The sequence below is a fragment of the Clostridium porci genome (genome assembly GCF_009696375.1).
Lineage (GTDB): Bacteria > Bacillota > Clostridia > Lachnospirales > Lachnospiraceae > Enterocloster > Enterocloster porci.
The window spans coordinates 88693-102270 of sequence record NZ_VUMD01000003.1 but is presented as its reverse complement, the minus strand read 5'-3'; the positions used below and the strand labels follow the sequence as shown (position 1 = coordinate 102270).

9 protein-coding genes are annotated in these 13578 nt (G+C 47.9%); 7 read left to right on the top strand and 2 right to left on the bottom strand.

From position 1 onward, the window contains the following. Positions 1-47: 47 nt before the first annotated feature. Positions 48-722 (bottom strand): stage II sporulation protein R, encoded by a 675-nt coding sequence (locus FYJ39_RS04245; protein WP_154471213.1) that lies wholly within the window; start codon positions 720-722, stop codon positions 48-50. A gap of 114 nt (positions 723-836) precedes the next feature. Between FYJ39_RS04245 and FYJ39_RS04240 the strand changes: the two genes are divergently transcribed. Further along, complete coding sequence (locus FYJ39_RS04240; RefSeq protein WP_154471212.1) at positions 837-1898, top strand: D-alanine--D-alanine ligase family protein; 1062 nt, start codon at positions 837-839, stop codon at positions 1896-1898. A gap of 17 nt (positions 1899-1915) precedes the next feature. After that, positions 1916-2344, top strand: coding sequence for a DUF1934 domain-containing protein (locus tag FYJ39_RS04235; RefSeq protein ID WP_154471211.1), 429 nt, complete (start codon positions 1916-1918; stop codon positions 2342-2344). A 53-nt stretch (positions 2345-2397) separates the two neighbouring features. Here FYJ39_RS04235 and FYJ39_RS04230 read toward each other — a convergent pair whose 3' ends face one another. Beyond that, complete coding sequence (locus FYJ39_RS04230; RefSeq protein WP_154471210.1) at positions 2398-2844, bottom strand: hypothetical protein; 447 nt, start codon at positions 2842-2844, stop codon at positions 2398-2400. A gap of 310 nt (positions 2845-3154) precedes the next feature. On the opposite strand from FYJ39_RS04230, the gene rpoB reads away from it, so the two are divergent. The 5 genes from rpoB to FYJ39_RS04205 all read left to right on the top strand — a co-directional run bounded on the left by rpoB (position 3155) and on the right by FYJ39_RS04205 (position 13390). After that, a complete protein-coding gene (gene rpoB / locus FYJ39_RS04225; protein WP_154471209.1) occupies positions 3155-7033 on the top strand; it encodes a DNA-directed RNA polymerase subunit beta in 3879 nt (1292 codons plus the stop codon). A 16-nt stretch (positions 7034-7049) separates the two neighbouring features. Continuing rightward, a complete protein-coding gene (gene rpoC / locus FYJ39_RS04220; RefSeq protein ID WP_154471208.1) occupies positions 7050-10760 on the top strand; it encodes a DNA-directed RNA polymerase subunit beta' in 3711 nt (1236 codons plus the stop codon). 409 nt (positions 10761-11169) lie between these two features. After that, the gene (locus tag FYJ39_RS04215) at positions 11170-11901 is read left to right on the top strand and encodes a GntR family transcriptional regulator (RefSeq protein ID WP_287847304.1); all 732 of its coding nucleotides are present in this window, start codon (positions 11170-11172) and stop codon (positions 11899-11901) included. A gap of 219 nt (positions 11902-12120) precedes the next feature. Beyond that, positions 12121-12864 carry an amidohydrolase family protein gene (locus tag FYJ39_RS04210; protein ID WP_154471206.1) on the top strand — a complete coding sequence of 248 codons (744 nt, stop codon included), beginning with the start codon at positions 12121-12123 and terminating at the stop codon, positions 12862-12864. A 130-nt stretch (positions 12865-12994) separates the two neighbouring features. Continuing rightward, entirely contained in the window at positions 12995-13390 is a 396-nt protein-coding gene (locus tag FYJ39_RS04205) for a PTS sugar transporter subunit IIA (protein WP_154471205.1), read from the top strand. The last annotated feature ends 188 nt before the right edge of the window (positions 13391-13578 follow it).

Here is a 13578-nt window from a genome sequence, read left to right as displayed (position 1 = left end):
CCGTATGGATACCTCAGCTGTAGAGGGGCAGAGATGAAGCGTGTATATTAGGATGAAGAGATTTTGGAGGAAGCCTGTTTCTTGCCGATTCCCAGAACTTCTAAAAGCCGGAATCTTACATGTACCTCCGGCTTTTTATGCACTTTGCTCTCCGGGGCCAGAAGGGCATTATAGTCATCCTCAGCTAAGAGGGAGGCCAGGGTTTTTCTGGAAGGCTCCGGCACAACTGCATGGATCGGATCTGTATAGCAAAGAGTTGGATAAAGAACGCACCACCAGTTGCGTCCCTTTCCCTGACCGATGGTAATCCGTAAAGCATCATACATACCACAGGGAAATACCATATCACCGTAGGACTTAGTGGGGAAATAATCCCTGGTTACTTCCAGCTGCACAGGATATTCGGCTCCATGGTCTAAAAGCCAGTTTTCAGACATGGCTTCAATGCTGTCTTTATTTTGATTCAGCCATAGAATCAGCTGATTCTTGGAAATCTTTTCAGGAGCCTGGCTATGGACATAATCCAGTACCAGCCCTTTGACCCCAAGCTTTAGGCGTTGGTCATAGGAGCTGTTGCTTTCTGCCAGAATATGGAATCTGAGGATTTCCGGGGCAATGCGGGAAGCCAGAGCTTCCTCACTGGTGGTCCTGGATGACAGGATAATCAGAAATGCGGTAAAAAAACAGAGTGCGGATGCACAAAGGCTGACTTTGCGTTTCATCGATTGAAACCTCCTTGGTTTGAATCAAATTTAATTTCTGTTTGTAATTATTGACACATATGTTATACTATAAACATCAACAAGACGTATTGTTTGCGAGCAAAAGGAGACAGCATGGGTAAGCTTCAGGCAGTTGTTATATTTGGTGGACAATCATCAGAGCACATTGTGTCCTGCATGTCGGCAGTGAATGTAATTAACCATATAGACAGGGAACGGTACAACCTATTATTGATCGGAATAACCCAAGAGGGCCGATGGCTTAAGGTGGAATCGGCTGAAGCCGTAAAGAGCGGCGCATGGAAGGAGGGAACTGTTTGCGCGGCTTTGCTTCCGGATGCCACAAAAAGGTGTGTGCTGGTAATGGACGGGGAACGGACTGAGGAGGTAAAGGTGGACGTGGTATTTCCTGTTCTCCATGGCCTGTACGGAGAGGATGGCACATTGCAGGGGGTGTTGGAGATGGCAAGAGTGCCGTATGTGGGCTGCGGCGTTTTGGCCTCAGCGGTGTCCATGGATAAGCTGTACACAAAGATTGTGGTAGACGCTTTGGGCATCCGCCAGGCAGAATATGAAGCAGTGTACAGGGAGCAGCTTGAGGATATGGAAAGGGTGGTTATGCGGGTGGAGCAGCATTTTTCCTATCCTGTATTTGTCAAGCCCTCCAACGCAGGCTCATCCAGAGGCGTTACCAAGGCAGAAAACCGCCGGACGCTCATGGATGGGCTTATGAATGCGGCAAAACATGACCGCAAGATTTTGGTAGAGGAGACGATTTGCGGAAGGGAGATAGAATGTGCCGTATTTGGCGGCGGCGGTCGGCCGGTGACTGCCTCAGGCGTGGGGGAGATTCTGGCCGCTGCAGAATTTTATGATTTTGACGCCAAATATTTTAATGAAGCCTCCAGAACTGTGGTTAACCCGAAGCTTCCAGGAGGGGCGGCAGAGAACGTCCGCCAGGCAGCGATGGCTATATTTAAGGCTGTGGATGGATACGGCCTTGCGCGTGTAGATTTCTTTGTTAAGGATGACGGAGAGATTATATTTAATGAGATTAATACCATGCCCGGTTTTACAGCCATCAGCATGTATCCCATGCTGTGGGAGGCCCAGGGGATCGGAAAGGCTCAGCTGGTGGAGATGCTGCTGGCCCATGGCATGGAACGCTACGCATAAGGGAAAGAGGAAGGAATATGACAAGAGACGTATTGATAACCATCAGCGGTATTCAGATGATAGATGAGGACGATTCGGATGTGGAGATGATGGTACGGGGGGATTATTACCAGAAAAACGGCAAGCACTATATTCTCTTTGAGGAGATGATGGAAGGCTTTGAGGGCAAGGTGAAAAATGTGATCAAAGTGTCAGGCCGGGGGATTGATATTATCAAAAGAGGCATAGCCAATGTCCATATGCAGTTTGAGAAAAACAAAAAGAATCTGTCCTGCTACACCACTCCGCTGGGAGATATGGTTGTGGGGATACAGGCTAATAAAATTCGGATCAACGAGGAGCCGGACAGCTTGAAGGTAGATATTGACTACTCTCTGGATGTCAATTATGAGCATTTGTCAGAGTGCAGCATCCGGGTGGATGTACAGTCCTGTCCTCAGATGTGAGATGCAAATGAGATACAAAAAAGAAGCGGTTCATTGTGAGCCGCTTCTTTCTCTTACTTCTTTTTAAATTTTGCGAAAAACCCCTTTTTCTTAGGTGGTGCAGAAACTGCGCCGCCTCGCACACTCTTGATTTGTGTTATGTAGATACCGCTTAGAACAACCTTTGCCTCTGTCTTAACCGGCAGAGATTCAAATACCCGTCCATCTGCAATGAGGGTCATGATTTTAGGGCCAATTTTGGCTTTTACCACCGGCACCTTAGCCCAGCGCATGTACTTGGGAGTCTGGTCTGTAACCGCCTTGGGAAGCCCCGCCTGCGTCAGCTTCATTTTCTTCTTGTCAATGACCAGAATGGAAATGGTCTGGGCAGCGGCGTCCAGTAGCTGCTGCTGCTCGACCTGCCGCTTTTGGAGCTTTGTTCCCAGAAAATAAAGAACCGCAAGAACGACTGCTGCGATGATCAGGATGATAAGCACTGCGTTAAGAATGGTTTGCACCATAAAGGTATACCTCCAACCTGTAATGATTATAATTCCCTTTTCCCCTGTTGGCACACCTGTTAAATAGTCAACGGTATCAGGAGACATTCCATAGTAGTATATCATTTATACAGGGAAAATGCAAGCGAAAAATGCTTGACACCTTGACATGGCTATGATATTATGGAGTGTGCACTATTGTGGCGGGGTGGGCTTTTTTTGCCTTATTTCGTCTGATTACAGAGAACGACAGTGATGTCTTGGCTTTTCCGGCATTGGCCGGGGGGCGTTACATCACGGATCAAATTTAGAAAACAGGGGTGAAACGTCAATGGAGAAAAGCAGAATACGTCCGGTGCCGGCCGGGAAAAGCGTAAGAATGAGCTATTCAAGACAGAAGGAAGTTCTTGAGATGCCAAACCTGATTGAGATTCAAAAGGACTCCTACCAATGGTTCTTGGATGAAGGACTGAAGGAAGCATTTGATGATATCTCTCCTATCGCAGACTTTGCAGGACATTTAAGCCTGGAATTCGTTGACTTTACACTTTGTAAGGATGATATTAAGTATACCATCGAGGAGTGTAAAGAACGGGATGCGACTTACGCAGCGCCACTAAAGGTAAAGGTTAGACTGTACAATAAAGATAAAGACGAAATGAACGAGCACGAGATATTCATGGGCGACCTTCCCTTGATGACAGATACCGGTTCCTTTGTGATTAACGGTGCAGAGCGTGTGATTGTCAGCCAGCTGGTACGTTCCCCTGGTATCTATTACGGAATTGGTCATGACAAGGTGGGCAAGGAGCTGTATACCTGTACCGTCATTCCAAACCGTGGCGCATGGCTGGAGTATGAGACAGATTCCAATGACGTATTTTATGTCCGGGTGGACAGAACCCGCAAGGTGCCTGTTACTGTGCTGGTTCGGGCTTTGGGCTTTGGCACCAATGCGGAGATTCTGGATCTTTTCGGCGAGGAACCTAAATTATTAGCCAGCTTTGGTAAGGATACTTCCGATAATTACCAGGATGGCTTATTAGAGTTATACAAGAAGATTCGTCCCGGTGAGCCCTTATCTGTTGACAGCGCAGAGAGCTTGCTTAACAGCATGTTCTTCGACCCCAGAAGATATGACCTGGCAAAGGTGGGCCGTTATAAATTTAATAAGAAGCTTTCCTTTAAATACCGCTTGAACGGGCAGACGCTGGCAGAGGATGTGGTAGATACCTCTACAGGCGAGATTCTGGCAGAGGCAGGCACTAAGCTGAATAAAGAATCTGCTATGAAGATTCAAAACAGCGCCGTTCCGTTTGTGTGGATTGACGGACCTGAGAGAAAGCAGAAGGTTCTCTCAAATATGATGGTAGATCTGAGTTCCTATGTTTCCTTTGATCCGGAGGAGGCAGGGATTACGGAATTAGTATACTATCCTGCTCTGGCTTCTATTCTGGAAGAAGCTGGGGCTGATGAGGAAGCTCTTAAGGAGCATATCCGCAGGAATATCCATGATTTGATTCCAAAGCACATTACAAAGGAAGATATTATCGCTTCTATCAATTATAATATGCATTTGGAGCAGGAGGTGGGAACTCCTGACGATATTGATCATTTAGGCAACCGGCGTATCCGTGCCGTAGGGGAGTTGCTGCAGAACCAGTACCGTATCGGTCTGTCCCGTATGGAGCGGGTGGTAAGAGAGCGCATGACTACCCAGGATATGGATGGCATTACTCCGCAGTCTTTGATTAATATTAAGCCGGTAACTGCGGCGGTCAAGGAGTTTTTTGGAAGTTCCCAGCTGTCCCAGTTTATGGATCAGAATAATCCTCTGGCAGAGCTGACCCATAAGCGCCGTCTTTCAGCCCTGGGCCCCGGCGGTCTGTCGAGAGACAGAGCTGGATTTGAGGTGCGGGATGTACATTATACCCATTATGGCCGTATGTGTCCGATTGAGACGCCTGAAGGCCCGAATATCGGCCTTATCAATTCTCTGGCTACCTATGCAAGGGTAAACCAGTACGGCTTTATTGAAGCTCCCTACCGTGTGGTGGATAAGACCACTGACCCGGAGAATCCAAGGGTAACGGATGAGGTTGTGTACCTGACAGCAGACGAGGAGGATAACTTTGTTGTTGCACAGGCTAACGAGGCTCTGGATCAGGAGGGACATTTCGTCCATAATAACGTATCCGGGCGTTTCCGTACGGAAACCTCTGAGTTTTTAAAGAAAACCATCGACTTGATGGACGTATCTCCCAAGATGGTGTTCTCTGTGGCTACAGCCATGATTCCATTCCTTGAGAATGACGACGCAAACCGTGCCTTGATGGGCTCTAACATGCAGCGTCAGGCAGTGCCTCTTCTGACTACAGAAGCTCCTGCGGTGGGAACCGGTATCGAGGCAAAGGCGGCTGTGGACTCAGGCGTTTGTGTGGTAGCCCGGCATGCAGGCGTGGTTCAGCGTGCCGCTTCCAATGAGATTATCATCAAGAGGGATTCCGATGGAAACCGGGATGTATACCATCTGACTAAATTTAAGAGAAGCAATCAAAGCAACTGCTATAACCAGAAGCCAATCGTTTTCAAGAATGACCATGTAGAGGCAGGAGAGGTAATTGCTGACGGGCCTTCCACTTCTAATGGCGAGATTGCCCTTGGAAAGAACCCCCTGATCGGATTCATGACCTGGGAGGGCTACAACTACGAGGATGCGGTGCTCCTTTCTGAGCGCCTGGTTCAGGAGGATGTGTACACATCTGTCCATATTGAAGAATATGAGGCTGAGGCCCGTGACACCAAGCTTGGGCCGGAGGAGATTACCCGGGATGTTCCGGGAGTAGGAGAGGATGCGTTAAAGGATCTGGATGAGCGAGGCATCATTCGCATAGGCGCTGAGGTTCGGGCAGGAGATATCCTGGTAGGAAAGGTTACGCCGAAGGGAGAGACCGAGCTTACGGCTGAGGAACGTCTGCTCCGCGCCATCTTTGGTGAAAAGGCCAGAGAGGTTCGTGACACCTCCTTAAAGGTGCCGCATGGCGCATATGGAATCATTGTGGATGCCAAGGTGTTTACGAGAGAGAATGGAGACGAGCTGTCTCCGGGAGTGAATGAAACGGTACGTATCTACATTGCTCAGAAGCGTAAGATTTCCGTAGGCGATAAAATGGCCGGACGTCACGGCAATAAGGGTGTGGTTTCCCGCGTGCTTCCTGTAGAAGATATGCCATTCCTTCCAAACGGACGTCCTTTGGACATTGTTCTGAATCCTCTGGGCGTGCCTTCACGTATGAATATTGGGCAGGTGCTGGAGATCCATTTAAGCCTTGCGGCCAAGGCTTTAGGCTTTAACGTATCCACCCCTATCTTTGACGGCGCTAACGAAAATGACATTCAGGATACCCTGGATGTGGCTAACGATTATGTCAATCTGTCCTGGGAGGATTTTCAGGCTAAGTATAATGACAGTCTAAGGCCTGAGGTGATGGATTATCTGGGGAGCCACTTAGAGCACAGAGCTCTCTGGAAGGGCGTTCCCATCAGCCGTGACGGTAAGGTAAGGCTTCGTGACGGCCGCACAGGCGAGTTTTTTGACGGCGCGGTTACGATTGGCCATATGCATTACCTAAAGCTTCATCACCTGGTAGATGATAAGATTCACGCCCGCTCCACCGGGCCATATTCGCTGGTTACGCAGCAGCCTCTGGGCGGTAAAGCTCAATTTGGAGGACAGCGCTTTGGAGAGATGGAGGTTTGGGCGCTGGAGGCGTATGGCGCATCTTATACACTTCAGGAGATAATGACTGTGAAGTCGGATGATGTGGTAGGACGTGTAAAGACCTACGAGGCAATTATTAAGGGTGAGAATATCCCCGAGCCCGGTATTCCTGAATCCTTTAAGGTTCTTCTAAAGGAAATGCAGTCCCTTGGACTGGATGTTCAGGTGCTTCGCGACGATGGCACAGAAGTTGAGATGAATGAGAATATTGATTACGGCGATACGGAGCTCCGCGCTATGCTGGAGGGAGACCGCCGCTTCAACGATAATGAATCCTACGCTGATTACGGCTATCAGGAGCAGGAGTTCAAGAACAATGAGCTTGTGAATGTGGACGAGACAGACGCTGATGATTATGCTGATGAGGCAGATGACGATGATGACGATCTGTTCATTGAGGATTCTGTTGACGGTGATGATGAAGAATAGAAGGGAGTAAATGCTCATGCCAGAAGTGAATGAAACCTATCATCCAATGACATTTGACGCCATAAAGATTGGCCTGGCTTCTCCTGACAAGATTCTGGAGTGGTCCCACGGCGAGGTCAAAAAGCCGGAAACCATCAACTACAGAACCTTAAAGCCTGAAAAGGACGGGTTGTTTTGTGAGAAGATTTTCGGGCCCAGTAAGGACTGGGAGTGTCATTGCGGAAAATACAAGAAAATTCGTTATAAAGGCGTTATCTGCGACCGGTGCGGCGTAGAGGTAACAAAGGCCAGCGTTCGAAGAGAGCGCATGGGCCATATCCAGCTGGCTGCGCCTGTATCCCATATCTGGTATTTTAAGGGAATACCAAGCCGTATGGGTTTGATTCTGGATATCTCTCCAAGGACGCTGGAAAAGGTGCTTTATTTTGCCTCCTATGTGGTGCTGGATCCAGGCTCAACCTCCTTGCAGTATAAGCAGGTTCTGTCTGAGAAGGAATACAGGGAGGAGGTAGAAAAGTACGGCGGCTCAGGAGGCTTTCGTGTGGGAATGGGCGCCGAGGCTATCCAGGAGCTTCTCCGTTCCATCGATTTAGAGAAGGATTCTCAGGACTTAAGAAAGGTTTTGGTTGACGCAACTGGACAAAAGCGGGCGAGGGTGATCAAACGGCTGGAGGTAGTTGAGGCATTTCTTAACTCCGGCAACCGCCCGGAATGGATGATCATGGATGTAATTCCGGTTATTCCTCCTGATATCCGTCCCATGGTGCAGCTGGACGGCGGACGCTTTGCTACCTCAGACTTAAATGATTTATATAGAAGAATTATCAACAGGAATAACCGTCTCGCAAGGCTGCTGGAGCTGGGGGCTCCAGATATAATTGTCCGCAATGAAAAGCGTATGCTCCAGGAGGCGGTTGACGCCCTGATTGATAACGGCCGCCGCGGCCGGCCTGTAACAGGCCCCGGCAACCGCGCTCTTAAGTCCCTTTCCGATATGTTAAAGGGAAAGCAGGGGCGTTTCCGTCAGAACCTGTTAGGAAAGAGGGTTGACTATTCGGGGCGTTCCGTTATTGTAGTTGGGCCTGAGCTTAAGATTTATCAGTGCGGTCTTCCAAAGGAGATGGCTATTGAGCTGTTTAAGCCCTTTGTCATGAAGGAGCTGGTTTCCAACGGAACCGCCCATAATATTAAAAATGCTAAGAAGATGGTAGAGAGACTTCAGCCTGAGGTGTGGGATGTGCTGGAGGACGTGATCAAGGAGCATCCGGTTATGCTGAACCGCGCCCCTACTCTTCACAGACTGGGAATCCAGGCATTTGAACCGATTCTGGTTGAAGGCAAGGCCATCAAGCTGCATCCTCTTGTTTGTACTGCGTTTAATGCGGATTTTGACGGTGATCAGATGGCTGTCCATCTGCCCTTGTCCGTAGAGGCTCAGGCTGAGTGCCGTTTCCTGCTTTTGAGTCCCAATAACCTGTTAAAGCCTTCTGACGGCGGCCCTGTGGCTGTGCCATCTCAGGATATGGTACTGGGAATTTATTATCTGACTCAGGAGCGTCCCGGAGCAAAGGGAGAGGGAATGACATTCAAGAGCGTAAATGAGGCGATTCTGGCTTATGAGAATCAGGAGGCGACTCTCCATTCACGTGTGAGGGTGAGAGTCAGCAAGACCATGCCTGATGGCAGCGTTAAGACAGGCATGATTGATTCTACCATTGGACGCTTCATTTTTAATGAAATTATTCCTCAGGATCTGGGCTTTGTAGACAGAGCTGTTGAAGGAAATGAGCTAAAGCTGGAGGTGGACTTCCACGTAGCAAAGAAGCAGCTGAAGCAGATTCTTGAGAAGGTAATTAATGTCCATGGGGCGACTCAGACGGCAGTTACTCTGGATGACATAAAGTCTATTGGTTACAAGTATTCTACTAGAGCCGCCATGACTGTATCCATCTCTGACATGACGGTGCCTGAAAGCAAGCCCAGGCTGATTGAGGAGGCGCAGGCTACAGTTGACCGTATTGCCAAGAATTACCGTCGCGGTTTGATTACAGAGGAGGAGCGCTACAAGGAGGTTATTGAGACCTGGAAAACTACGGATGATCAGCTGACTCAGGATCTGCTTTCCGGCTTGGATAAGTACAATAACATCTATATGATGGCTGATTCCGGAGCCCGTGGTTCTGATAAGCAGATTAAGCAGCTTGCAGGTATGCGAGGACTGATGGCAGATACCACAGGCCATACCATTGAGCTTCCTATCAAGTCCAATTTCCGTGAAGGTCTTGACGTACTGGAGTACTTTATTTCCGCTCACGGTGCGCGCAAGGGTCTGTCCGATACGGCGCTTCGTACAGCTGACTCCGGTTATCTTACAAGACGTCTGGTAGACGTTTCTCAGGATTTGATTATCCGCGAGGTGGACTGCTGCGAGGGCAAGGACATTCCTTTCATGGAAATCAAGGCCTTTACGGATGGAAATGAAGTAATTGAGGATCTTCAGGAGAGAATTACGGGGCGTTATATCGCTGAGACTATTGTTGACCCGGACACCGGTGAGGTGGTGGTTAAGGCCAACCATATGTGTACGCCAAAGCGTGCGGCAGCTGTTATGGAAGTGCTGAACAAGACGGGCCGCAAGACCGTCAAGATCCGTACGGTATTAAGCTGCAAGTCCCATATCGGTGTGTGCGCGAAGTGCTACGGAGCCAATATGGCGACAGGCCAGCCGGTACAGGTGGGAGAGGCTGTAGGTATCATCGCAGCGCAGTCCATTGGTGAGCCTGGAACTCAGCTGACTATGCGTACCTTCCATACAGGCGGCGTGGCCGGCGGCGATATTACACAGGGTCTTCCCCGTGTGGAGGAGTTGTTTGAGGCCCGTAAGCCCAAGGGATTGGCTATTATAACTGAATTTGGCGGAGTAGTAACGATAAAGGATACCAAGAAGAAGCGCGAGATTACGGTGACAGACAATGAAACCGGAAATACCAAGACCTATTTGATCCCCTACGGCTCCAGAATCAAGGTAGTGGACGGACAGGTGCTGGAGGCCGGAGACGAGCTGACGGAAGGCAGTGTGAATCCCCATGATATCCTTAAGATTAAGGGCGTTCGCGCTGTCCAGGATTATATGATTCAGGAAGTGCAGAGGGTATACCGCCTTCAGGGCGTTGAGATCAATGATAAGCATATTGAGATGATCGTTCATCAGATGCTGAAGAAAATCAAGGTTGAGGAGAGCGGAGACAGCGATGTGCTGCCTGGCGTATCCATGGATGTACTTGACTTCAACGAGATGAATGAGGCTTTGGTTGCGGAGGGAAAGACTCCGGCAGACGGAAGACAGGTAATGCTGGGTATCACAAAGGCATCTCTGGCTACCGATTCCTTCCTGTCAGCCGCGTCCTTCCAGGAGACTACTAAGGTTCTGACTGAGGCCGCTATTAATGGCAAGGTGGATCGTCTGATCGGTTTGAAAGAAAATGTGATAATAGGTAAGCCGATTCCCGCAGGAACAGGTATGAAGCGCTACCGTAATGTAAAGCTGGATACAGATGTGGCAGCGCCAGAGACAGAGGAGATTGTAGTATCGGAGGAAGAGGAGACCCTTACGCCCTCTGAGGAGGGAGATATGAACCTTACCGAAGATAATGTTGCGGAGGAAGTCCTGGCTTTAGATGATACTGCGGATGTGGATGAAGAAGATTTTATGATAGGCGAAGAATAGAAATGCTGTGAAAAGGCTTCAGGAGAGGATGTGACGTTCTCTCTCTGAAAGCCTTTTTTGCTGCATAAAGAGATAGCTATTAATTACTGTACGGACGCCCTTTGTGCACTTTCGTTCTAAGATGTGGGGTAAGATGGGAAGCATTTCCATACTTTTGCCGAAGTAAGAGCCTGTTTGAGCCGTAAGAGCCATGTCTCAGGAAAACGGTTATAATCAGGGGCCGGTCTGCCCTTGATTAAATGCTCTTGGATACAGGTGATTGCATCGGCTATATGCCTGATTCTCCTTCCTAATTACAAAAAGAGGATGAAAAAACACCAATATAATGTTATAATAGTAACATTATAAGATTAGAATGTTATATTTTAATACTGTGTTGCACGGGAAGGCAGGTAAAGGCGTGAATTCGGTGATAGATAAGAAAATCAAGGTCCCCTTGCATTATCAGATTTATCTGGATTTGCTCAAAAAGATTCAAAGCGGCGTACTAAGGTCAGGAGAAAGGATACCATCAGAGGCTGAGCTGGAGCGGATTTATGGAGTCAGTCGGGTAACGGTTCGGGGAGCCATTGAGATGCTGGCCCAGGAAGGCCTGGTGGAAAAAAACCGTGGAAAAAAGGGGACGATTGTCTGTAAGTCAAAGCACTCATATGATATGAAGAAGCTTACAAGTTTTACGGATGATGTTCGTCTGTACGGTGAACGGGCCAGTTCAGAATTGCTGGATTTCCAGGAGATGGTGCCAGAGAAGCGGATTGCACATCTGCTGGAATTAAAGGATGGAGAAAGGGTCTACTATATAAAGAGAAAACGGTGCCGGCAGGATGTGGTGGTGGGCCTTCATAAGTCATACATCAAGATGGTTCATGGGCTGAAACTAAGGTCGGACGAATTTGGAGAGGATGTCTCTCTCTATGCCATATTAAAGTCAAAGGGTATTGTTCCTACCACGGCCTCTGAGGTGCTGGAGGTAAAGACACCGTCGGTACAGATTTTAGATGTGCTGGGATTAAAACAGCAGACGGCAGTATTTTATAAGGAGCGGGTAACCTATTCAGGAGATAAGAATCCCTTTGAGTATGTCCAGATGTTTTATAATCCTGATTATTATCAGTATAAAGTGGAACTGCGTTTGGACTAGAGTGTGTTTGGACACAGATTTTTGGAGTTGCCTCCCGATGGAAAGCCAAATCCATACGATATAAGGAAAATTCTCAACAGGGATATCGGAAAAGCGGTATTCCTGTTATATTTTATGCTTTTTTGAAAAAACTATTGACAAAATGGTATAAATTTATTATATTATCATTATAACATTATAATATTAATATGTTAAAAAGCGAGACAGGAGGATGGTCAGATGTTAATCTATGATATTCATTCTCATCTTGGGAAAACTAGTTCAGGGGATGAGAATTCGCCGGAAGAACTGGTGAACGACTTGAAGGCCTACGGAATATCAAAAGTAGGAATCAGCAGCTTGTCAGGGATTTGCACAAGGGAGCAGAACGATCTGGTTTACAGGGCCATGGAAGCATTTCCGGGCATCATTAAGGGATATGCATTTATTAATCCCAAGGCTAAGGATGCGATTGATGAGGTGAACCGCTGTCTGGGAGACTACAGGATGGACGGTGTAAAATTCCATTCCTGGAAGCACGGATATTACCCGGATAATACACCGGCACTCAATGATATCCTCTCAGAGATCCGCAAATACGGAGTACATGTGCAGATCCATGTGGGAACAGCGCCATTTTCAACACCCTACACCTGGGCCGAATTTGCCAGGAAGTTCCCGGATATTAATTTCCTGTTCACCCATATTGGTTACTATGAATTTGGTTTCTCAACCATAGAGGCGGTGAAGGATCTGAAAAATGTATGGGTTGAGACTTCGGGGCAGATGGACGTGGATGTGCTTCTTAAGGCCATTGATATACTGGGGCCGGAGCGTGTGTGCTTTGGAACAGACTGGCCTTATAAGCCTGTGAACATAGAGATTGAGAAGTTTTATGAATTGAATGTGCCGGAAGAGAAGCTGGAGTATATATTCCATAAGAATGCAGAGTATTTGTGGAGCCGCTCTGCCACAGCTGTGTAAGGCCAGTACTTAGCTGCTAAAGGACAGCGGCTAAGTACTCGCAGATATCATCAAGTGGGGATGGCATGAATGCATATAAGCGTCTAAAAGAAAGCAGCTAAGCGCTTATAATGAGAAAGGAGGCAAAAGAATGATACATATTTTAATCACATCCCACGGCGGTATGGCTGAGGGGATGATGCAATCAGTAAGAATGCTGGTAGGGGAGCAGAAGAATCTGGATTATGTTACCTTTGGCGAGGAGATAGGATACGATCAGCTGGATGAGTTGTTTGGGGAGAAAATAGCCGGTGTCTCACCGGATGACCAGTACCTGATTCTGTGTGATATAAAGGGAGGGACACCCTTTAATGTAGTGTCCAGATATTCCTTTAAGAATGAGAACGTGGCTGTCATTTACGGGATGAACCTTCCCATACTGATTGAGGCCATTGTGCAGTGCGGCAATCCGCAAACAAAATTACAGAACTTAGCTGCATATTTGCAGCAGAAGAGTAGTTCAACCATAGGATTAAGTGAATTATAACTACTCCGCTAGGTTCGTGAAGGATCATCATATGACTAAGTTCATAAATACCTTACTAACTCATATGAATGCATTGCGCTTAGTCGGTAAAAGAAAGCAGTTAAGCGCTCGTAGCAATCGCTAAGTGGGGATGGATATGCATCGCACGCAAGCGTCTGAAAAACAGACTGAAAAACTCTTAACAAGGA

What these genes read in the sequence shown, in the direction of transcription:
- FYJ39_RS04210 (WP_154471206.1), top strand. Translation starts at nt 12,121, where the DNA reads ATGTTAATCTATGATATTCATTCTCATCTTGGGAAAACTAGTTCAGGG.
- FYJ39_RS04240 (WP_154471212.1), top strand. Translation starts at nt 837, where the DNA reads ATGGGTAAGCTTCAGGCAGTTGTTATATTTGGTGGACAATCATCAGAG.
- rpoC (WP_154471208.1), top strand. Translation starts at nt 7,050, where the DNA reads ATGCCAGAAGTGAATGAAACCTATCATCCAATGACATTTGACGCCATA.
- FYJ39_RS04230 (WP_154471210.1), bottom strand. Translation starts at nt 2,844, where the DNA reads ATGGTGCAAACCATTCTTAACGCAGTGCTTATCATCCTGATCATCGCA.
- FYJ39_RS04205 (WP_154471205.1), top strand. Translation starts at nt 12,995, where the DNA reads ATGATACATATTTTAATCACATCCCACGGCGGTATGGCTGAGGGGATG.
- FYJ39_RS04235 (WP_154471211.1), top strand. Translation starts at nt 1,916, where the DNA reads ATGACAAGAGACGTATTGATAACCATCAGCGGTATTCAGATGATAGAT.
- rpoB (WP_154471209.1), top strand. Translation starts at nt 3,155, where the DNA reads ATGGAGAAAAGCAGAATACGTCCGGTGCCGGCCGGGAAAAGCGTAAGA.
- FYJ39_RS04245 (WP_154471213.1), bottom strand. Translation starts at nt 722, where the DNA reads ATGAAACGCAAAGTCAGCCTTTGTGCATCCGCACTCTGTTTTTTTACC.